General features: G+C 63.4%; 17 protein-coding genes. 9 read left to right on the top strand and 8 right to left on the bottom strand.

What is annotated here, in order from left to right; all coding sequences use genetic code 11:
- Positions 1-585: 585 nt before the first annotated feature.
- Together ssnA and ygfK are read left to right on the top strand one after the other, a co-directional pair.
- On the top strand, positions 586-1929 hold the full coding sequence (gene ssnA / locus ACZM22_RS07875) for a putative aminohydrolase SsnA (RefSeq protein WP_489543675.1): 1344 nt from the start codon (positions 586-588) through the stop codon (positions 1927-1929).
- A 33-nt stretch (positions 1930-1962) separates the two neighbouring features.
- Positions 1963-4914 (top strand): putative selenate reductase subunit YgfK, encoded by a 2952-nt coding sequence (ygfK, locus tag ACZM22_RS07880; RefSeq protein ID WP_489543676.1) that lies wholly within the window; start codon positions 1963-1965, stop codon positions 4912-4914.
- A 56-nt stretch (positions 4915-4970) separates the two neighbouring features.
- Here ygfK and ACZM22_RS07885 read toward each other — a convergent pair whose 3' ends face one another.
- From ACZM22_RS07885 to ACZM22_RS07900, 4 genes are all read right to left on the bottom strand, one after another.
- Positions 4971-5765 carry an ABC transporter ATP-binding protein gene (locus ACZM22_RS07885; RefSeq protein ID WP_484424493.1) on the bottom strand — a complete coding sequence of 265 codons (795 nt, stop codon included), beginning with the start codon at positions 5763-5765 and terminating at the stop codon, positions 4971-4973.
- Complete coding sequence (locus tag ACZM22_RS07890) at positions 5749-6663, bottom strand: ABC transporter permease (protein ID WP_484424492.1); 915 nt, start codon at positions 6661-6663, stop codon at positions 5749-5751. The genes ACZM22_RS07885 and ACZM22_RS07890 overlap by 17 nt, the downstream gene beginning before the upstream one ends.
- A gap of 30 nt (positions 6664-6693) precedes the next feature.
- Positions 6694-7710 carry an ABC transporter substrate-binding protein gene (locus tag ACZM22_RS07895; RefSeq protein ID WP_483268023.1) on the bottom strand — a complete coding sequence of 339 codons (1017 nt, stop codon included), beginning with the start codon at positions 7708-7710 and terminating at the stop codon, positions 6694-6696.
- 432 nt (positions 7711-8142) lie between these two features.
- Positions 8143-8580 (bottom strand): ACT domain-containing protein, encoded by a 438-nt coding sequence (locus ACZM22_RS07900; protein ID WP_483268022.1) that lies wholly within the window; start codon positions 8578-8580, stop codon positions 8143-8145.
- 118 nt (positions 8581-8698) lie between these two features.
- Between ACZM22_RS07900 and ytvI the strand changes: the two genes are divergently transcribed.
- The 3 genes from ytvI (at position 8699) to ACZM22_RS07915 (ending at position 11940) form a co-directional block, all read left to right on the top strand.
- Complete coding sequence (ytvI, locus tag ACZM22_RS07905) at positions 8699-9760, top strand: sporulation integral membrane protein YtvI (RefSeq protein WP_483268021.1); 1062 nt, start codon at positions 8699-8701, stop codon at positions 9758-9760.
- A gap of 253 nt (positions 9761-10013) precedes the next feature.
- On the top strand, positions 10014-11390 hold the full coding sequence (gene hydA / locus ACZM22_RS07910; RefSeq protein ID WP_489543677.1) for a dihydropyrimidinase: 1377 nt from the start codon (positions 10014-10016) through the stop codon (positions 11388-11390).
- Positions 11391-11403: 13 nt separating this feature from the next.
- Complete coding sequence (locus ACZM22_RS07915; protein ID WP_489543678.1) at positions 11404-11940, top strand: DUF308 domain-containing protein; 537 nt, start codon at positions 11404-11406, stop codon at positions 11938-11940.
- 55 nt (positions 11941-11995) lie between these two features.
- Here ACZM22_RS07915 and ACZM22_RS07920 read toward each other — a convergent pair whose 3' ends face one another.
- From ACZM22_RS07920 to ACZM22_RS07930, 3 genes are read right to left on the bottom strand one after another with little or no spacing between them, the layout of a single operon-like run.
- The gene (locus ACZM22_RS07920; RefSeq protein ID WP_489543679.1) at positions 11996-12493 is read right to left on the bottom strand and encodes a pyridoxamine 5'-phosphate oxidase family protein; all 498 of its coding nucleotides are present in this window, start codon (positions 12491-12493) and stop codon (positions 11996-11998) included.
- Positions 12494-12505: 12 nt separating this feature from the next.
- On the bottom strand, positions 12506-13516 hold the full coding sequence (locus ACZM22_RS07925) for a sugar-transfer associated ATP-grasp domain-containing protein (RefSeq protein WP_489543680.1): 1011 nt from the start codon (positions 13514-13516) through the stop codon (positions 12506-12508).
- Between the two features lie 22 nt (positions 13517-13538).
- A complete protein-coding gene (locus ACZM22_RS07930; RefSeq protein ID WP_489543694.1) occupies positions 13539-15047 on the bottom strand; it encodes an oligosaccharide flippase family protein in 1509 nt (502 codons plus the stop codon).
- Between the two features lie 145 nt (positions 15048-15192).
- Between ACZM22_RS07930 and ACZM22_RS07935 the strand changes: the two genes are divergently transcribed.
- Positions 15193-16161 carry a helix-turn-helix transcriptional regulator gene (locus ACZM22_RS07935; RefSeq protein WP_489543681.1) on the top strand — a complete coding sequence of 323 codons (969 nt, stop codon included), beginning with the start codon at positions 15193-15195 and terminating at the stop codon, positions 16159-16161.
- A gap of 39 nt (positions 16162-16200) precedes the next feature.
- Here the strand turns inward: ACZM22_RS07935 and ACZM22_RS07940 are convergent, their stop codons facing one another.
- Entirely contained in the window at positions 16201-16425 is a 225-nt protein-coding gene (locus ACZM22_RS07940; protein WP_484424486.1) for a hypothetical protein, read from the bottom strand.
- Between the two features lie 164 nt (positions 16426-16589).
- On the opposite strand from ACZM22_RS07940, the gene ACZM22_RS07945 reads away from it, so the two are divergent.
- The 3 genes from ACZM22_RS07945 (at position 16590) to ACZM22_RS07955 (ending at position 22032) form a co-directional block, all read left to right on the top strand.
- Positions 16590-17756 (top strand): Coenzyme F420 hydrogenase/dehydrogenase, beta subunit C-terminal domain, encoded by a 1167-nt coding sequence (locus ACZM22_RS07945; protein WP_489543682.1) that lies wholly within the window; start codon positions 16590-16592, stop codon positions 17754-17756.
- Positions 17753-18319: an epoxyqueuosine reductase QueH gene (locus ACZM22_RS07950; RefSeq protein ID WP_489543683.1), complete on the top strand. Its 567-nt coding sequence runs from the start codon at positions 17753-17755 to the stop codon at positions 18317-18319. Before ACZM22_RS07945 ends, ACZM22_RS07950 begins: the two co-directional genes overlap by 4 nt.
- A gap of 167 nt (positions 18320-18486) precedes the next feature.
- Positions 18487-22032 carry a transglutaminase domain-containing protein gene (locus ACZM22_RS07955; RefSeq protein ID WP_489543684.1) on the top strand — a complete coding sequence of 1182 codons (3546 nt, stop codon included), beginning with the start codon at positions 18487-18489 and terminating at the stop codon, positions 22030-22032.
- Positions 22033-22048 lie beyond the last annotated feature (16 nt).

Consider the following 22048-nt stretch of genomic DNA (forward strand, 5'->3'; position numbering starts at 1 on the left):
GAGGCGATTCGCTGCGGAACCCTTTTGCACCGCAACTGCAATCGGACGAAAGGAATTCCAAAAACCATTGGTTTTTGGCGGCGTTTTTGCAGCCTTTTGCCGCCGTGGGCAAAAGGCTGTCGCGCCGGAGCGCGAAATATCCCTTTGGCAAAAGAACAAGAAGCGGGCCGTCGGGGACGCCGGCCCCTACGAGTGCGAGAAGGGGGGGTGCAGCGAAAGAAACGCGCCGGAGCGCGCGGAACATTCCCCAGTGGGGGCAAATACACGGGCGGCGGCAAAAAAATTGTAAGGTCCGGCAAAAAAATATTGATTTTTCCGGTGCTGTCCTGTAAAATATAGACGACAATCCAAGATTGGTAGCTGTAAGGAAGTGCTTCGCGCACGGGCTGCAACTATCACTCGGCAGAAGCTTGAGTGTTTCGGTCTCCTGAAACGGGGGACTGGGGCACTTTTTGTTATTCCGCTGGGGGAAAGCCATCCCGCAGGGGCGGCAGCACCGCCGCAGGGGTGCGGCGCGGGAAGCATGGCTGCACAAAATGGGGAACACAACAGAAGGAACGACTACGAAAGAGGAGGAGCTTGCAGATGAATCTGGTAACAAACGGACGGCTCATTACCCGCGATGCAGACGGGAAGGGCTATTATGAGCACGGTGCGGTGGCCTTTGAGGGCACGAAGATCGTAGAGGTGGGCGAGGAGGCCGCGCTGCGGGCCAAGTACGCTGACGCCCACATCATCGACGCCAAGGGCGGCGTCATCATGCCCGCGTTTATCAACGCCCACACCCACATCTACTCTGCACTGGCCCGGGGCCTGAGCATCGTGGGCAACAACCCCACCAACTTCTACGAGGTGCTGGACGGTACGTGGTGGGCCATCGACCGCCACCTGATGATGGATGGCACCCGCGCCAGCGCCACTGCCCTGTATATGGACAGCATCAAGCAGGGCGTCACCACCGTTTTCGACCACCACGCCAGCTACGGCGAGATCCCCGGCACCCTGTTCACCATCAGCGAGGAGAGCCGCCGTCTGGGTCTGCGCTCCTGTCTGTGCTACGAGGTCAGCGACCGCGACGGCGAGGAGAAGTGCCTTCAGGCCATCAAGGAGAACGCCGACTTCATCACCTACTGCCAGAAGCAGAACGATCCCATGCTGGCGGCCATGTTCGGCGGCCACGCGCTGTTCACCATCAGCGACAAGACCTTTGACCGCATGGTGGAGGCCAACAACGGCCGCACCGGCTACCACATCCACGTGTCCGAGGGCATGAACGACGTGTACGACTCCCTCCAGAACTACGGCCGCCGCCCGGTGCAGCGCCTGCAGGATCACGGCATTCTGGGCGAAAAGACCATTCTGGGCCACTGCATCCATGTGAACACCGCCGAGATGGACATCATCAGGGAGACGGGGACCATGGTGGTGAACAACCCCGAGTCCAACATGGGCAACGCCATCGGCATCTGCCCCGTATTGCAGCTGTACAAGCGGGGCATCCTGCTGGGTATGGGCACCGACGCCTACACCAACGACATGCTGGAGTCCCTGAAGGTGGCTCTGTGCTCCCAGCGGAGCCAGAACTGCCTGCCCAATGTGGGCTGGTGCGAGGTCACGGATATGCTGTTCAAGAACAATGCCAGGATCGGCGCGCGGTACTTCCCCGATGAGCTGGGCGTGCTGAAGGCCGGCGCGGCGGCGGACATCATCGTCATGGACTACAAGCCGTTCACCCCGTTCTCCGACGAGAACATCGACGGCCACATGATCTTCGGCATGACCGGCCGCCAGTGCCAGACCACCATCGCCGCCGGTAAGGTGCTGATGCAGGACCGCGTGCTGGTGGGCATCGACGAGGAGGCGGAGAACGCCCACATCCTGGAGGCCGCCAAGAAGCTGTGGGGCGACCTGAACCACCGTACCTATTGAGACACCAACGATCACCACAAAGGAGGATGACCTATGTCTGAGAAAATGTATCCCATCCCGTTCAAGTCCCTGATGAACTGGGTGGTGGAGGAATACGCCGCGTCCGGCGAGATCTTCGGCGTGCGCAAGGCCTATAAGGCCACGGGCAAGAGCCTGCCCATCTTCGGCGAGCGCATCGAGACCCCCTTCGGACCCGCCGCCGGTCCCAACAGCCAGCTGGCCCAGAACATCATCGCCGCCTATATGGCCGGCGCCCGGTTCTTCGAGGTCAAGACCGTCCAGAAGATGGACGGCGCCGATCTGGCCGCCTGCGTCCCCCGCCCCTGCATCCTCGCCAACGATGAGGGCTATAATCAGGAGTGGTCCACCGAGCTCACCGTGCCGCAGGCCATGGACGAGTACATCAAGGCGTGGTGCGCCCTGAAGGTGCTGAGCCGCGTCTACGGCTTCGGCGATCCCGACGGCTTCGTGTTCAACATGTCCGTGGGCTACGATCTGGAGGGCATCAAGGGCGAGAAGGTCAACACCTACATCGACGGTATGATGGACGCCAACCGGACCGCGATCTTCGGCGAGTGCAAGGCTGTCCTGAAGGAGCTGTTCCCCGCGGAGAGCGCCTATATCGACGGTATCTCCCCCCGCGTCAGCCGCAGCGTCACCGTGTCCACGCTCCACGGCTGTCCCCCCGATGAGATCGAGCGTATCGCCAGCTACCTCATCTCCGAGAAGCACCTGCACACCTTCGTGAAGTGCAACCCCACCATCCTGGGCTACGAGACGGCGCGGCGCACGCTGGACAGCATGGGCTACGACTACATCGTGTTCGACGAGCACCACTTCAACGAGGATCTGCAATGGGCCGACGCAGTGCCCATGTTTGAGCGGCTGCAGGCGCTGGCGGACAGCAAGGGCCTGGAGTTCGGCCTGAAGCTGAGCAACACCTTCCCCGTGGACACCACCCGGGGCGAGCTGCCCAACGACGAGATGTACATGTCCGGCCGCAGCCTGTTCCCGCTGACCATCGAGATGTGCCACCGCATCTCCCGCCAGTTCAAGGGCAAGATGCGGATCTCCTTCGCCGGCGGCGCGGAGTATTTCAACTGCGACAAGCTGTTTGCGGCGGGCATCTGGCCCATCACCGTGGCCACCACCATCCTCAAGCCCGGCGGCTACAACCGGCTGTACCAGATGGTGGAGAAGGTGGAGCCCATGGCGTATAAGCCTTTTGCCGGCACGGATACGCAGGCCATCTGCGACATGAGCAGCGCCAGCCACACCGATGTCCACCACGTCAAGCCCATCAAGCCCCTGCCCAGCCGCAAGAGCGAGAAGCAGGTGCCCTGGATCGACTGCTTCACCGCACCCTGCAAGGGCGGCTGCCCCATCGCGCAGGATATTCCCGAGTATATGGAGCTGTGCAATAAGGGACTGTACGGCCCGGCGCTGAAGCTCATCACTGAGAAGAACCCCCTGCCGTTCATCACCGGCACCATCTGCGCCCATCGCTGCCAGACCAAGTGCAGCCGTAATTTCTATGACGAGTCCGTCCGCATCCGCGACACCAAGCTGCTGGCGGCCCAGAAGGGCTACAACGCTCTGATGGCCTCCATCAAGCGGCCCGCCAAGGTGGAGGGTAAGCGCGTCGCCATCATCGGCGGCGGCCCCACCGGCATCGCTGCCGCCTACTTCTGCGGCAGAGCCGGTATCGAGACGACGATCTTCGAACGGGAGAGCTGTCTGGGCGGCGTGCCCCGCCACGTGATCCCCGCCTTCCGCATTGCCAACGAGGTCATCGAGAAGGATATCGCCCTCATGGAGCAGTACGGCGTGGAGGTGAAGTGCGGCGCGCCCGCCCCCTCCGTGGACGAGCTGAAGAAGATGGGCTACACCCACATCCTGCTGGCTGTGGGTGCGTGGAAGCCCGGCAAGCTGGACATCGCCGGCGATGTGGCCGGCGCCATCCAGTGGATGAAGGGCGTGAAGGCCGGCAACATCGGCGTGGCCGGGAATATCGCCGTCATCGGCGGCGGCAACACCGCCATGGACGCGGCGCGCCTTGCCAAGCGCAGCGGTGCGGAGCACGTGACGCTGGTGTACCGCCGGACCCGCAAGTATATGCCCGCCGACGAGCATGAGCTGGCGCTGGCGCTGGCCGACGGCGTGACGTTCGCCGAGCTGGCCGCTCCCGTCAGGCAGGCCGACGGCGTGCTGACCTGCGAGAAGATGGTGCTGGGCGAGGCCGATGCCTCCGGCCGCCGCAGCCCTGTGGGCAGCGGTGAGTTCTTCCACATCCCCTGCGATCTGGTGATCTCCGCCGTGGGCGAGCAGGTGGACGACGCGCTGATGGCCGCCAACGGCATCGAGCTGGACAAGAAGGGCCGTCCCGCCTTCCGGACCAACGTGGAGGGCGTGTACGCCGCCGGTGACGCCAAGCGCGGCCCCGCCACCGTGGTGGAGGGTATCGCTGACGCCGCCGCCTTTGCCGAGGCGGTCATCGGCGAGGCCCATACCTACGACATTCCGGAGCAGGCCTACGTCACCAAGGCGGATGCCGAGGCCAAGAAGGGCATTCTGGCCATGAGCGGCTGCGTCTGCTGCGAGGGCGAGCGCTGCCTGCAGTGCGCCACCGTGTGCGAGAACTGCGTGGATTCCTGCCCCAACCGCGCCAATGTGGCGATCCGCATGGCCGACGGCAGCCACCAGATCGTCCACGTGGACAAGATGTGCAACGAGTGCGGCAACTGCACCCAGTTCTGCCCCTACGCCTCCGAGCCGTGCCACGACAAGTTCACCCTGTTCCAGACCGCAGAGGACATGGTGGATTCCCACAACGCCGGTGTGCTGTTCCTGGGCGGCGGCAAGGTGCGCGTCCGTACCTTCGGCGAGCCCAGAGACTACGATCTCGACGGGAAGAACGACCTGCCCGCCGATCTGGAGAAGCTCATCGTCACCATCCGCGACAAATACGGCTATCTCTACAACTGAGCCGAAACGCCATAAAAAGAGACACCCGAGAGGGTGTCTCTTTTTTTGCGGTATCGTCACGCCAGCAGGGTGCGGTCGTTGTCGTATTCGCGGCCGCTGACCTTGCGGAACATGTCCATCAGATCGGCCACGGTGAGCCTGGACTTCTCCTCGCCGGAGATGTCCAGCACGATGCGGCCGTTGTGGAGCATCAGCAGGCGGTTGCCGTAGCGGATGGCATCCCGCATGTTGTGGGTGATCATCAGGGTGGTCAGGTGGTTCTCCTGCACCAGCCGGTCGGTGAGCTCCATGACGCGGGCGGCGGTCTGGGGATCCAGAGCGGCGGTGTGCTCGTCCAACAGCAGCAGCTTGGGCTGCTGGAGGGTAGCCATCAGCAGCGTCAGAGCCTGCCGCTGACCGCCGGAGAGGGTGCCCACCTTGGTGGTGAGGCGGTCCTCCAGACCCAGCCCCAGCTCCTTCAGACGGCGGCGGTAATCCTCCCGCTCGCTGCGGCGGATACCCAGACGCAGGGTGTGGCGCTTGCCGCGGCGCACCGCCAGCGCCAGATTCTCCTCGATCTCCATACCGGCGGAGGTGCCCATCATGGGGTCCTGATATACGCGGCCCAGATAGCGGGCGCGCTTATACTCCGGCATGCCGGAGACGTTGACGCCGTCCAGCTCAATGCTGCCCTCATCTGGCTGCCATGTGCCGCAGATGGCATTCTGCATGGTGCTCTTACCGGCGCCGTTGCCGCCGATGACGGTGACGAAATCGCCGTCCTGCAGGGTCAGGTCCATGTGATCCAGCGCCACACGCTCATCCACGGTGCCGCTGTTGAAGGTCTTGGTGATGTTACACATTCTCAGCATGACGGGAGCCTCCTTTTTTGATACGGGAATTGGTACGGATCTGATCGCGGACATGGGGCACACCCAGGAATACCGCCACCACGACGGCGGAGAACATTTTCAGAAGGTCGGTGTCGAAACCGGCGAAGATGATGACCTGATAGACGATGTAGTAGATGACAGCGCCCAGCACCACGCCGCCCAGCTGGGCGGCCATGTGGCCGCCATGGCGGCCCAGTACGGCCTGCCCGATGACCACGGCGGCCAGACCGATGACTACGGCGCCGCGTCCCATGTTCACATCGGTGTAGCCCTGATACTGACACAGCAGGCCGCCGGACATAGCCACCACGGCGTTGGACAGCGCCAGACCGATGACCTTCATCAAGCCGGTGTTCACGCCCTGGGCCCGGCTCATCACGGGGTTGCAGCCGGTGGCGCGGAGGGCACAGCCCAGCTCGGTGCTGAAGAACAGGACCAGCAGGGTCACCAGCACCGCCGCCCAGCCCAGCAGCACCGGCAGCGCGGCGGGGATGTTCATCTGGGTCAGCAGTACGTCGATGCTGCGGGCTGGCAGGGCCTGGTTCGCCTTGCCCAGGATCTTCAGGTTCACGGACCAGAGCACCATCTGGGTCAGGATGCCCGCCAGAATGGGCGGGATACCCAGCAGCACGTGGAGCAGGCCCGTCACCGTGCCGGCCAGCAGGCCGGCCAGCACGGCGCACAGCATGGCGATCCATGGGCTGTGGCCCGCGAGCAGCAGCATGGTACACACCGCCGCGCCGGTGCAGAGGGAGCCGTCCACGGTCAGGTCGGCAATATCCAGAACTTTATAGGTAATGTAAACGCCGATGGCCATCACGCCCCAGATCAGGCCCTGGGCCAGCGCGCCGGGGATCGCATTCAATAGCTGTGTCATGTGGGAACACCAGACCTTCCTGTTTTTGGTTTATTCCATGGCGGTGTAGCCGTCGGGAACGGTGATGTTCAGGGCTTCGCACATGGTGGGGTTGTACATCTTGGCGGCGGGGGCGTAGGCGATGGCCATCTGGGAGATGTCAGCCTCGCCGGTAAGGATCTGGGCGGCCATCTCACCGGTCTTGTAGCCCAGATCGTAGTAGCTGATGGAGAGGGTGGCCACGCCGCAGCCGGCGCAGATGCCCTGTTCACCGGCCACCACCGGCGTACCGGCATTGAGGACGATGTTGCCGATGGTCTCGGTGCAGGAGGCGGCAGTGTTGTCGGTGGGGATGTAGATGACATCGCTGTCGGCAGCGGCCTTGGTGGTGACGGCGGCCACATCGTTGGAGTCAGCGAAGGAGTAGCGCACGCAGGTAATGCCCTTACCGGTGAGGTATTCCTCCACCACCTGGACCTGATACTCGGAGTTGGGCTCGGCGGAGCAGTACAGCAGGCCCACAGTCTTGGCCTCGGGGAACAGCTCCAGGATCATGTCCGCCTGCTCGGTGAGGGGCGCCAGATCGGAGGTGCCGGAGACGTTGCCGCCCACGGTGCCGTTGAAGTCCTTGAGGCCCAGCGCCACACCGTACTCGGTGACGGCCGTGCCCAGGATGGGGATCTCGGTGGTGGCGTTATACGCGGCCTGCAGGGACGGGGTGGCGTTGGCCATGATCAGATCGACCTTCTGGGAGACGAAGGTGTTGACGATGGTGGTGCAGACATTCTGGTCATTGGCGGCGTTCTGGACGGAGATGTCCACGTTGTCCGCGCCCAGCTTCTCCTGCACGGCGTCGATGAAGCCCTGGGTGGCGGCGTCCAGCGCATCGTGGGTCACCAGCTGGCACACGCCGATGGTGTACTTTCTGGCGGCGTCGTCACCGGCAGAGGCGTCGGTATCGGAGCTGCCGTTGTCGGCGGCGGGCTTGCTGCCGCAGGCGGCCATGCTCAGACACATGGCGGCGGCGAGGAGGGCGGTCAGCAGCCGCCGGGTGGCATTTCGTTTCATCTTGGGTTCCTCCTGATCGTGATTTTGTGAAATTGGGATGCAAAAAAGCCGCCCCGTGGACTTGTGGTCCATAGGGCGGCTTTCATGTCGTTCCGTCTCCGGTGGAGAGCGGCCTTCCTGATCAGCAGCGTTTCTGGGCATCACAAATCGCTTTTACTTCATCCGTAAAGGTAAAGTAAAAGTAAAAGCTATATGCGTATGCCTGATACTGCTTCAACATGTCCGGCGTTCTCCTTTCCCGAAGTTTTCTGTAACTTACCACACGCGGTACGGCGGCGTCAATTGTCATTTTTGCCAAAAAAGTCCATTGAATCCATCGGTAAAATGACGCTTTTTCGCTTTGTGGTGCTAAAGTTTCCGGTAAACCTACCTGTTTTCGGTATTTTTTGCCCGCCTTTTTTGTCGGGGATAACCTACAAGGCGTATTGGCGGTCAGCCCGCCATGATCTCGAATTTCAGCACGCCCTCGGCGGAGGAAGCCCGGGCCATCAGCTCCTCCAGCCCCTCGACCATGTCGCTGGTCTCGGCGGAAATGGTGACGCCGGCGCAGCCGTTGGTGGGGATGGTCTGGTTGATGGTGAGAATATTCGCGCCGGAATTGGCAAAAATAGACAGGTAATTGGACAGCACGCCCGGAATATCCTTGAGCAGTGCGTAAAACGTGATGATATGGCCCGCCCGCATGTTCTGAAACGGCTGCACCGCATCCTTATACTTATAGAAGGCGCTGCGGCTGATGCCCACGAGACGTGCGGCCTCGCCCACGGTGTCGGCCTCGCCCACCTGCAGCATACGCTTGGCCTCCGCCACTTTGATAAAGACCTCCGGCAGCGCCTCCGCAGAGACGAGATAGTACTTTTTTTTCTCCATGTTCCCTCCAATGTGTCCGCGTAATGCGCACATTTGTCTAATATGAGTTATGTTATCACGGTAAAGCGAAAAAGACAAGAAAAATTTTGTAAAAATTCTGTGAAAGGGAGGTACGGCGATGGAGCAAAGGCGGGAACAGGTACTGGGCCTGCTCTGGTGGGCGGCTATGGCGGGAGTGAGCTGGCTGGTATTGCGCTACGCGCTGGTATGGCTGCTGCCGTTTCTGCTGGCACTGGGCGCTGCGGCGCTGCTGGAGCCGCTGATCGTCCGTGCCCAGCGCCGCCTGCACCTGCGGCGGAGCTTTACGGCGGCGGTGCTGACGCTGGTGCTGGTGGGCGGTGTACTGGCGGTGCTGATCGCGCTGGCGGTGCAGTTGGTGGAGCAGGCGGTGGCGCTGGTGTCGTCACTGCCGGAGCTGCTGGCCGCCCTGCCGGAGACCATGGCGTCGCTGGAGCGGCGGCTGGAGGGCTTCTGCGCCGCCTGTCCCGATGGGGTGCGCCAGACGGCGGAGCACATGCTGGACAGCCTGCCCCGGCGGGCGGCGGAGCTGGCGGGGCAGGTGTCCTCCGCCGTTTTACAGGGTGCGGGCCGCGCCATGGCGGCATTGCCGCGGGTACTGCTGGCCTGCGGCACCACGGTGCTGGCGGTGTTTTTTACCCTCAGCGCCTATCCGGCGGTGAGGGGCTTTTTCCGGCGGCAGCTGGGATCGCGGCTGGAGCGGGCCAGGGGAGTGAAGTCCAGCGTGTTCGCCACACTGGGAAAGTGGCTGAAGGCGGAGTGCATCCTGCTGGCGGTGACGTTTTGCCAGCTGCTGGCGGGACTGCTGCTGATGCGGCAGGAGTACGCGCTGCTGCTGGCGGCGCTGATCGCCCTGATCGACGCGCTGCCGGTGTTCGGGACGGGGACGGTGCTGGTGCCCTGGGCGGCAGTGGAATGCCTGCTGGGCGCCGTGCCCCGGGGCATCGCGCTGCTGGCGCTGTTCGCGGTGATCTCCGTGGTGCGCAGCGTGCTGGAGCCCAAGCTGATGGCGGCCCAGGCGGGACTGCCGCCGCTGGCATCGCTGTGCGCCATGTACGTGGGCTTCTGCGCCATGGGCGTGGCGGGGATGGTGCTGGCCCCCATGGCGCTGATGCTGGTGAAGCAGCTGCGGGACGGCGGCTATATCCGGCTGTGGAGGTAGTTGCCACCAAAAAAAGATAGTGGTATAATACCATCAGTTAACAAGGGCAAACACGCCTGTCAGCGCGGCTTTTCGGCGCTTTTTGCCCTTTTCACCTTGGCGGGCACATGCCCGCCTGCGTCTCAAAAACCAAAAATCACTCGAAAATCCATCACCGACAGGTGCGAAGCAGTTTTGCCCGTCAAAACCGTGTTTGCCCTTGTTAACTGATGGTATCCCCAAAAGACTACAAAAGAAACAGGAGGGCCCTGAGATGAGAATTTTGTTCAAGAACGGCACCGTGGTGTCCGGCAAGGGCACGCGGCGGGCGGACGTGCTGGTGGACGGCGAGAAGATACAGCGGGTGACCCGTGACATCCATGTGGACGATGCGCAGGTGGTGGACGCCGCAGGCATGCTGCTGCTGCCCGGATTCATCGACGCCCATACCCACTTCGATCTGGACGTGTGCAATACCACCACGGCGGACGATTTCGCCTCCGGCTCCAGGGCAGCGCTGCGGGGCGGCACCACCACGGTGGTGGACTTCGCCTGCCCCAACAAGGGCGAGACGCTCCACGACGGCCTGCGGCTGTGGCATGAGAAGGCGGACGGCAAGTGCGCCTGCGACTACGGCTTCCACATGACCATCGACGACTGGAACGACACCATCGAAAGCGAGATCGACGACATGTACGCCGAGGGCATCTCCTCCTTCAAGATGTATATGACGTATCCCGCCATGATGATCGGCGACAAGCTGATGTATAAGGCGCTGAAGAAGCTGAAGGAGAAGGGCGGCATCTGCGGCGTACACTGCGAGAACGCAGGCGTCATCGACGCCCTCATCGAGGAGAAGAAGGCTGCCGGCGAGCAGGGCAGCGTGGGCTGCCATCCCCGCACCCGTCCCGATTTTCTGGAGGCGGAGGCCGTGGGACGCCTGCTGCACATCGCCGAGGCCGTGGATATTCCGGTGGTGATCGTACATACCACCAGCGCCGCGTCCCTGCGGGAGATCGAGGCGGCGCGCCGCCGCGGCCAGAAGGTGTACGTGGAGACCTGCCCCCAGTACCTCATTCTGGATGACAGCGTCTACGACAACGAGGACTGGTTACAGGCTGCCAAATATGTCTGCGCGCCGCCCATCCGCAAGGCGGCGGACCGGAAGACCCTGTGGCAGGCTATCCGCCGCGGCGAGGTGCAGACGGTGTCCACCGACCACTGCAGCTTCACCACAGCCCAGAAGCTGGCGGGAAAGGACGACTTCACCGCCATCCCCGGCGGTCTGCCCGGGGTAGAGACCCGGGGCGAGCTGATCTACACCTTCGGCGTCACCACGCGGAAGATCAGTCTGGCCGCCATGTGCCGCGTGCTGGCGGAGAACCCCGCCCGCCTGTACGGCATGTTCCCCCGCAAGGGCATCATCGCCGAGGGCGCAGACGCGGACATCGTGGTGTACGATCCCCAGGCCGACCACGTCATCCGCGCCGAGGATATGGTGGGCGCGGCGGACTACAATCCCTACGAGGGCGTGGTGACCCGCGGCTCCATCAGACAGGTGTGGCTGCGGGGCAAGCTGGCCGTCAACGAGGGCCGTGTGCTGGCGGGGCCGGACGGCAAGTATATCCGCCGCGGCAAGTGCAGCCTGTAAGAGGGGGCGGACCATGCTGGACAAGACCCTTGGCTATGTGCTGTGCTGCCAGTCGCCGGCGCTGTTTCTGGCGGCACTGGTGCTGATCATCCACTATTTCGCGGCGCGCCGGAAGCACCGGTTCAAGGCGGTGCTGAAGCTGCTGCTGGGCATCGTGTGCGCTGTGGGCGGCGTGGTGCTGTATTATCTGGGTATGTACCACGAGTACTTTACCATCCGCGATTTCTACCAGATCCGCCTGTCGGGCTGGATCGGCTTCGGTATCGTGGCGCTTCTGACGCTGGCGTCGCTGGTGCGGGCGTTCTTCGCCGCCGCCGATGCCCGCCGGGAGGAAAAGGCCGCCATCCGCGCGGAGAACCAGCGTCTGGCGGCGGAGGCTGCCGCTGCGGAAGCAGCCGCCCGTGACGCGGCGCGTCAGCAGGACGCGGCTCCTGTTTCAGAGCCGCCTGCACCCGTGCCCGACGCAGCGGCTCCCGCGCCGCAGGAGCCCATGCCGGAGCCGGCAGAGCCAACCGCCGCGGCGGAGACAACGGACGTGTCCCAGGTATAACACATGTAAAAAGAGCGCTGTTCCCGCGGGAACAGCGCTCTTTTTACATGTGTACTCAATGCTCGCCGCAGCCGAAGGTGGGCTTGGGCGAGGGGTGGGACTGCTTGCCGGTGATCTGACTGGGGACGATCTTCACGACCCGCGTGGCGGCAAAGCACCGTTCCATGTAGGCGGCAAGGCCGCCCATACCCTTAGGATCCAGCGATTCTACCAGCAGGAGCAGGGCCTTGGTGCGCTCGCCGTCGTCGGTGACCACCTGCGCCTGCCCCCGCACCACGGCGGAGTCGTAGGCTGTATCAAATTTGTTGGGGACGATGGACATGCGGGACACGGCGGTGAGGCAGACCTGGGGGTTCGTTTTCAGGACCTCCCACTTCTCACCCGCACCGGCGCAGTGGAAATACAGGACCCTGTATGTCTCGTCGGCCACATGGTTGATAGGCACGCAGTAGGGCGCGCCGTCCGCACCGGTCATGGCCAGCGTGGCGTAGGGCGCTTTTTTCAGTACCTCCCAGGCAAAGGCTTCGTCACGTTCGAGATCTTTCAGACGCATGGCAATACCTCCTTATTTCAGATGCAGAATATGCTTGTAGTAGGGCCACAGGCCGATCTTTTCCGGCCACAGCGGCGCCAGCTGGCACAGGTCTGTGCCGGGGAAGTTGTTGCCCTCAATGATGGCGGGGCCGTCCGGCGTCACCGCCATATCCCAGCCCACGTGGCCCACCTGGGGGAACACCTGAGCGGCCTCCTTGGCCATGGCGATGGCCTCCGGCACCATGGGCAGCTGGTAGCCCACCAGCGGGATACCGGTGTCGGGATGGGTGTCGTAGACGTGGAAATAGTCGTCGGTGGCGGGGGTGCTGATGCGCCCCGTGTCCACATCCACGCGGGCGAGGATGCCGCCCTGACCGGAGTTGTCGCAGACGCTGCCGCCGGTGCCCATCTTCACGATGATGTAGGCGATGGTGACGTTCCCGTTCACATTGTCGGTGACGATGCGCATGGTGTTGACGCTGTTGGGGTGGAGGCGGGCCATGTCGGGGTGCTGGATGAGCTGGTGCTCCAGCACCACCAGCTTGTGCTCGCGGATATAGGCCAGCATGGCGTCGGGGGACGCAAAATCCGCCACCCGCAGGCGCTCCACACCGCGGCCGCAGTCGCCGTGGTTGATCTTGGCGAAGATGTACTCTTGCCCCGCCGCGAACTCTGCCATCTGCCGGGGCGTGGCGGTCTCGCCGTTCAGCGTCTCGCGGCGCAGGAAGCGGCGGAACGTCTCGTTGAACCTCAGCTTGTCGTCGAAATCGTCGTGAAAGGCGGGATCGTTCATCAGGTCGGAGATCTTCCGGTTGCGCACGCGGGTGAGATAGGTGTCCCGCTGTTTGCCGGTGAGGTCGTAGAACCCGTACATGGCGTAGTCATAGTACCCCGCACCGTAGCGGGCGGCGCACCAGAGAATGTCGAAGAACGTGCGGACCTTGCTCTGTCCGCACTTGTCCTTGACGACGCCCAGGATGTAGTTCATTTTCTTCCACCGCACGCCGGTGAGGACGCGGGCGATGTACTTGATGTTGGGCATGGAAAACGCTCCTTTCCAATGGTCAGCGGCGGCTGAGGCGGCGCAGCGGCGCGGTGATGAGGCTGCGCTCGTACCGGTTCAGGCCGAACAGCCACATGCACACGGCGTAGACCGCCACGAAGATGAGCCCCGGCGGGATCAGCTGCCAATAGGTGGTGGGATGGACCTTCACGGCCAGCAGTACCGCCGTCACGGCGGGCAGCAGCATGGCCGGTATCAGATGGAAGATGTGCCGCCAGAAGGCGGGAATGTTCAGCCCGATGCGGCGGTAGTAGTACCAGTTCATCAGAATGACGTTGCCCGCCAGCGTGGCAATGGCGGTGCCGATGGCGGCGCCCAGCCCCTGCCATTTCATACACAGGGGGACGGAGATGGCGGCGTTGCCCAGCGCCACCCCCAGATATACCAGCGAGCGGAACCTGTGCATGTTCTTGGCCCGCTGGATCTCGATGCCCACAGTCTGCACGTTGGTCCACAGGCAGGAGAAGAACAGCAGCAGCGTGGTCCAGTAGTCGATGGCGAACTTTTCATCGCCGCCCCACAGCACCACAAAGGACTGCCCGATGGCCACGAAGCCCAGCAGGATGCCGCCCAGCAGGATGAACTGCAGCCGCCCTACGCGGGTGAACAGGGCATCCAGTGTCCGCATGGGCTGCCCCTCCGCCACCAGCCGGTGGACACGGGGCGTCATGACGTTGGAGATGGCGTTGCCGAAGGCCAGGTAGAATGTATTGAGCTGCGCGGCGATGGTGTAGACGGTGACGGCGGTGGTGCCGTGTATCCACGTCAGCAGCAGCCGGTCGATGGACCAGTTGAAATTGTCCACCACGATGCCCAGAAAGACGTACAGCGTGAAGCCGAACATCTCCCGCAGCAGGCCGAAGTCGTACCGCCGGAAGGAAAACGGCATTTTGAGCCGCGTCAGGCAGTAGCCGATGTTCAGGATGCCGCTGAGCACGGTGAAGATGAGGGATACCACCGTCAGCGCCACGGAGCGGTAGCCGATGATGAGCAGGGGGATCATGATGAGGGGGTTCAGCACCTGCTTGCCCATGGCCACGATCTTCTGGAACAGATAGTGCTCGTTGATGGTGACGTGGGACTCGAACACGCTGATGGGGAACGTCAGCGCGGCGTTCACCGTCATGATGCGCAGCAGCTTCTCCGCCAGCGCGATCTCCTCCGCCGTCAGCTTCTTGCCGAAGATGACATCGCAGTAGGAAAGCCCGAAGCCGATGGCCAGCACCGCCGCGCCCAGCACCAGATAGGTGGTGAGGAACATGCCGTTCAGCTTGGCGCAGCCCTTTTTGTCGCCGGCGGCGCGGAAGCGGGAATAGTAACGGACATAGGCGCTGCCCAGTCCGAAGCTCAGCAGATTCAGATAGGAGATGATGGGCAGGACGGCCTGATAGACGCCGAACTCACTGTCCCCCAGCCGGTCCAGCATGATGGGGGTATACACCAGCGAGATGATGGTGCTCAGCGCCATCGACACATAGGACAGCGCGGCGCCTGCCCGTATCTGGTTCACCTTCAAGGCACCGCCTCCTTTCGCGGAATGACACTTCATTATAGCCCATCCCGCCGGCGGTGTAAAGCGGGAACCGGAAAAAGATGGTTCCCATACGGGAGATTTTCTGGTATAATTGTGACAAAAAAGGACGGGAGGGGCAGACATGGCCAACAAAAAGCTGAAGCTGCTGTATCTGGCGCAGTACCTATGGGAGCAGACCGATGAGCAGCATCCCGGGACCATGCAGGAGATCATCGCCTATCTGGCATCCTGCGGCATCAGCGCCGAGCGCAAGAGCCTGTACGACGATCTGGAACTGCTGCGGCTGTACGGTATGGACGTGCAGTCCGTCAAGGGCCGCAGCTTCGGGTATTTCCTGGGTGAGCGGGATTTCCAGCTGCCGGAGCTGAAGCTGCTCATCGACGTGGTGCAGGCGTCGCCGTTCCTGACCCGGGGCAAGAGTCTGGAGCTCATCGGCAAGCTGGAAAAGCTCACCAGCCGCCCCAACGCCCGCCAGCTGCGGCGGCAGGTGTACGTCATGGACCGCGTCCGCACCCATAATGAAAAGCTGTACTACGCCGTGGACGGCCTGAATACCGCCATCAACGACGGGAAAAAGGTGACGTTCCGCTATTTCGACTGGACGGCGGCGGGCGGCAAGGCCTATCGCCGCGGCGGCGCGCTGTACGAGGCGGACCCCGTGGCCCTGTGCGTGGACCGCCACTACTATCTGGTGGCCTATGACCCCGCCATCTGCGACTACCGCCACTATCGGGTAGACCGGATGGAGAACCTGACGGTGACGGATACGCCCCGGGACCCCCTGCCGGAGGGCTTCGATCTGGGCCGCTACGTTCGCCGCATTTTCGACATGTACAATGGCCGCACCGAGACGGTACACCTCCGCTTCGACGGCGGGCTCATCAATGTGGTGATGGACCGGTTCGGCGCCGATGCCCACCTGCGGCCCGACGGACAGAGCGGCGTGGCCGTCACGGCGGAGGTGGAGGTAGGACCCACGTTTTTTGGCTGGCTGTTCCAGCTGGGGACCCAGGCGGAGATCACGGGGCCGGACACGGTGCGGCAGGAGTTTCGGAACTACTGCGCTGCCGTGCTGGCCCGCTACCAATAAAAAAGTCCCGCATCGCAAGATGCGGGACTTCCTGTATTTTTACACGGTGGCGTCCAGCGGGATGCGCTGGCGGCCCACCTGCACCCAGTGGACGCGGACGGCGCCGGAGTCCTGCTCCGTGGCGCAGAAGCCCACGCCGTCCATAGCGCCCTCTACGGGGACGCCGCCGCTGAACAGGGCGGCGAACCGGCGGATGTAACCCAGCAGGTCGCGGATAACGTTGACGGGGAGATCCGGCTCCAGATAATCGAAAAACTTGTGCATGGCGTGTACCTCCTGCGATCGGAATATATCGTTTCCTTGTTCCAGTGTGGCCATCATACAGGAGGAAGTGTCCCGAAAAACGGACAGTGGCGCGGCGGGGTTGTGCTTTTCGCCGCGTCGTGATACAATACTCCCAATAGAAACAGATCGGGAGGCGTATCGCCGTGACAGAGACTGTGAATAAGCCCCAGCTGGCGGCGCGGGATCGCTGCACAGGGTGCGGCGCGTGCAGCAACGGATGTCCCAAGGGGGCCATCCGCATGGTGCCGGACAGGGAGGGGTTCCTGTACCCCCAGGTGGAGGACGGCTGCGTGCTGTGCGGCCACTGCACCCACATCTGCCCTGTGCTGAAGCAGCGGGAGCCCCGCACGGAACCGGCGGTGTTCGCCGTGTGGAACCGCGATGCCGCGGCGCGGCAGGCGTCCACCGCCGGCGGCGTGTTCTCCGCTCTGGCGGAGTACGTGCTGGAGGGCGGCGGCGTGGTGTTCGGCGCGGCGCTGGACGACCGGCTCCGTGTGGCCCACACGGCGGTGAAAAACGCCCACGAGCTGCCTCGCCTGCGGGGCGCCAAGCCGGTGCAGAGCGACATCGGCGAGACGTACCAGCAGGTGCGGCTCTATCTGGATCAGGGCCGCCAGGTGCTGTTTTCCGGCACACCATGTCAGGTGGACGGCCTGTACCGCTATCTGGGGGAGCATCCGGAGCGTCTTGTGACCTGCGATGTGGCGTGCAGCGGCGTGTGCAGCCCCGGGGTGTGGGCCAGACTGGTGAGCTCCATGGCCTACGTCAAGCAGCACCGCCCCGTGGCGGTGGAGTTCTGCGGCAAGCTCAGCGGCGATCAGGAGCGGCGCTTCCGCGTCCTGTTCGAGGGCGGCGGTCGCTACGATGCACCGGCTCCCAAGTCGGAGCTGGGCCGCGGCCTGACCCGCGGCCTGTTACTGCGGCCTGCCTGCTACCACTGTCCCTACGCCGGTACGGATCGCACCGGCGACCTGACGCTGGCCAATTTCGCCGGCGGCGACCTGCCGGTGGAGGAGAAGCGGAAGGGTGTGTCCCTGCTGCTGATCAACACCGCCAAGGGCGCCCAGATATTCGATGTCCTGCCCCTGCACCGGCAGGCGCGGACGCTGGAGGAGGCGGCGGCCTGCGACGCGGCCCTGCGCCAGCCGCCCACGCTGACGGAGGAACGGAGCAAGTTCTTTGACGCGCTGGAGCAGCTGCCCTTCCAGCAGGTGCGCACCCGTTATCTCTCGGCGGTGCAGCATCGGGAGAGCGTGGGACAGCGTCTGCGGGAGCTGCTGCACCGCGGCGGCAAGGAGAAGAAGTCATGAAAACACTGATGCACACCTGCTGCGCCCCCTGCTCCGTATCCTGCATCCGGCAGCTGCGGTCGGAGGGCATCGAGCCGGTGTCCTACTGGTTCAACCCCAACATCCACCCCTATCAGGAGTACAAGGCCCGCCGCGACACGCTGATGGCCTACGCTCCCGCCATCGGCATGGAGCTCATCGTGCAGGAGAATTACGGCCTGCGGGAGTTCTGCCGCCTGATGGCGGAGGATCTGGATCACCGCTGCGGCAAGTGCTACCGCCTGCGGCTGGAGCAGACGGCGCGGTACGCCGCGGATCACGGGTTCGAGAGCTTCACCAGCACCCTGTTCGTCAGCCCCTATCAGGACCACGAGCTGCTGCGGCAGACGGCGGAGCAGCTGGCGGCGGAGTACGGCGTGGCCTTCCTCTATCGGGATTTCCGGCCGGGCTTTCGGGAGGGCCAGCGGCAGGCCCGTGAGCTGGGCTTTTACATGCAGAAATACTGCGGCTGCGTGTTCAGCGAGGAGGAGCGTTACGCCAAGGCCATCGCCCGGGACATGCAGGAGCCGGAGAAGCATCTGTGAGCATAGCGGACGCGGGAGGTCTGTCCCGCGTCCGTTTTTTTCATCCCAATACGGAAGAAATGTCGAAAATGCGGTGTACTTTTCCGCCCGCGCATGGTACACTTTCAGTATAGATTCCTATGGAGGGAGATTCCGTAAAACAGGCGAACGAGCAAAGGAGGAGACACATGAAACGTGTGACAAAGAGCGTGACCGCGCTGCTGCTGGCGCTGGTCCTGTCGCTGACGCTGCTGCCGGCCCAGGCGCTGGCGGCGGACACCGCGCCGGCGCAGACTACCTATATCGGGTCGTATGTCAACCCCGCCTATGCCGGCAAGATCGGCATTCCGCGGCGGCAGAGCACCCTGTCCGTCCAGACGGCGCAGATCACCCAGCCGAAGAAAGCAGGCACCGTCTACACCAGCGAAGCGGCGGCAGCCGCCGATCTGCGCAAGCAGATGGTGTCCCGCAGCGAGGAGCTGGTGGTCACTCTGCGCAGCGCCAGCGATGATGTGGAAACGATTGCCTTAAACCTGTGGAACCTTGCCCTGGACCACGTGGAGGGCAGCGGTACCACCGGCGACTATCTGCGCTGGCAGCATACGGGCATGTCCGGCAGCGTCGAAGGCGAGTCCCTCGATTCGGGCTATCGGTATACCTTCACGTATGTCCCTGACACGAGGTACTTCGACACCATCTGGTTCACCACCAACGCGCAGGAGAAGGCGCTGACCAATTACATCCAGAACACCATCCTGCCCCAGCTGTCCCTGGGCGGCAAGACCACCTACCAGAAGGTGCAGGCCATCTACAACTGGATCACCGCCAACGTCAAATACGATTACAGCCACATGAACGACCCCACCTACTGGCCGCAATACACCGCCTACGCCGCGGCCGTCCAGAAGAAGGCTGTGTGCCAGGGCTATGCCAACCTGTTCTACCGTCTGGCCAATGACGCGGGCATCGACTGCCGTATCATCACCGGCAAGGCCTACAACGGCACCCAGACGGAGGATCACGCCTGGAACATCGTCCGCATGGAGGACGAAAAGTACTACTGTCTGGACGCCACCTGGGACGCGGGCCTCAAGCCCGAGAACTATGAGTACTTCCTGAAGGGTCTCACCAGCTTCAGCAGGGACCACCAGGCGGAGACGGACAAGCTGAACACCCCCTACTGGACCCAGTACGAATCCAGGACCTCCGCCGCGGATTACAAGGCGAGCAGCACCCAACTGCCCGCCCCCGCCGTCACCGGCGGCAAGGACAGTCAGGGCCGTCCCACCCTGAAATGGAACGCCGTGTCCGGCGCGGCCAAGTACGAGGTGTACCGCGCCCGCAGCAAGGACGGCACCTACACCAAATACAGCACTACCACCGGCACCAGCTACACCAACACCGGCTACATTGAAAACGGCAATACCTACTACTACAAGGTGCGCGCCCTGGATGCCAACGGCACGGCGGGCGCGTGGAGCAGCATCGTGTCCGTGACCTACAAGCAGACCCTGCCCGCCCCCGCCGTCACCGGCGGCAACGATGCGCAGGGCCGTCCTACGCTGACATGGAAGGTCGTTACCGGCGCAGCCAAGTACGAGGTGTACCGCGCCCGCAGCAAGGATGGTGATTACATCAAGTATTCTACCGTCACCGGCACCAGCTACACCAACACCAGCTACATCGAAAGCGGCAGCACCTACTACTACAAGGTCCGCGCTTTGGATGCCAACGGCACGGCGGGCGCGTGGAGCAGCGTGGTCAGCGTGACCTATAAGCAGACTCTGTCCGCCCCCACCGTCACCGGCGGCAACGACGCGCAGGGCCGTCCCACGCTGACATGGAAGGTCGTCACCGGCGCGGCCAAGTACGAGGTGTACCGCGCCCGCAGCAAGGACGGCGACTACATCAAGTATTCCACCGTCACCGGCACGTCCTATACCAACACATCTTACATCGAGGACGGCAACACTTACTATTACAAGGTGCGCGCCCTGGGCTCCGACGGCACAGCGGGCGCGTGGAGCAGCATCGTGTCCGTGACCTACCGCGCCGCCTCGACAGGCACACTGTCCGCTCCCTCCGTCACCGGCGGCAAGGACAGTCAGGGCCGTCCTACCCTGAAATGGAACGCCGTCTCCGGCGCGGCCAAGTACGAGGTGTACCGTGCCCGCAGCAAGGACGGCGACTACATCAAGTATTCCACCGTCACCGGCACGTCCTACACCAATACCAGCTACATCGAGGACGGCAACACCTATTACTACAAGGTTCGCGCTCTGAAATCCGATGGCACGGCAGGCGCGTGGAGCAGCATCGTGTCCGTGACCTATAAGCAGACTCTGTCCGCCCCCACTGTCACCGGCGGCAACGATGCGCAGGGCCGTCCTACCCTGACATGGAAGGCCGTCACCGGCGCGGCCAAGTACGAGGTGTACCGCGCCCGCAGCAAGGACGGCACCTATAGCAAATACAGCACTACCACCGGCACCGCCTATACCAACAGCTCCTACCTCACCAGCGGCGCCACGTACTACTACAAGGTCCGCGCGCTGGACGCCAATGGTAACGCCGGCCCGTACAGCGCGGTGGTATCCGTTACCTGCCGCCTGAAGCTGACAGCCCCCACCGTCACCGGCAGTACCGACAGTCAGGGCCGTCCGACCCTGAAATGGAACGCCGTCACCGGCGCAGCTAAGTACGAGGTGTACCGCGCCCGCAGCAAGGACGGCGACTACATCAAGTATTCTACCGTCACCGGCACCAGCTACACCAACACCAGTTACATCGAAAACGGCAATACCTACTACTACAAGGTCCGTGCCCTGGGCTCTGACGGCACGGCAGGCCCGGACAGCACCCCCGTCTCCGTGACCTACAAGGCTCCCTTCGGCGCGCCGCTGGTCACCGGCAGCAAGGACAGTCAGGGCCGCCCCGCCCTGAAGTGGGACAAGGTTACGGACGCCGCCAAATATGAGGTGTACCGCGCCCGCAGCAAGGACGGCACATACAGCCTGATGTCCACCCAGTCCGCCACCGGCTATACCAATACCTCCTACCTCGCCAACGGCACCACCTATTACTACAAGGTCCGCGCCCTGAAGGCGAACGGCACCGCCTCGGCATACAGCTCCGTGGTGACCATCACCTACGGCACCGTGCCCACCCCCGCTGCCCCTGCGATGCGCTCGGCCAAGGCTGACTCCGCCGGCATCACCGTGAGTTGGGACACGGCGGCCAACGCCGTGACCTACAACGTCTACCGCACGGCGGACGCCGGCAGCAGCTGGACGCAGGTGGCCTCCTCCGTCAAGGGCACCAGCTACAAGGACACCACGGTGCAGAAGGGCGTGAAATACGGCTATAAGGTGCGTGGCGTGGCCGCCGACGGCAAGACGCTGGGGCCCATGTCCTCCACCGGCGTCACCGCCAAGGTGACGGCGGCCTCCACCACGCCGGACTACGTGAAGCTGACCAGCGCCAGGCGCGTTACCGGCGGCATCCAGCTGACGTGGGAGAGCACGGCCGACGCCAAGACCTACAACGTCTACCGCAAGGTGGACGGCGCGTCCGGCTGGACGCTGCTGGCGTCCTCCGTCAGCGGCACCACCTATAAGGACACCAGCGGCAAGTCCGGCACCACCTACGCCTATACCGTCCGCGGCGTGGCCGCCGACGGCAAGACCCTCAGCCGTACCTACAACACCGACGGTCTCCGCGCCACTATGCCCTGATACCGCATCCCCACAA

This window comes from Vescimonas sp. (genome assembly GCF_057856985.1).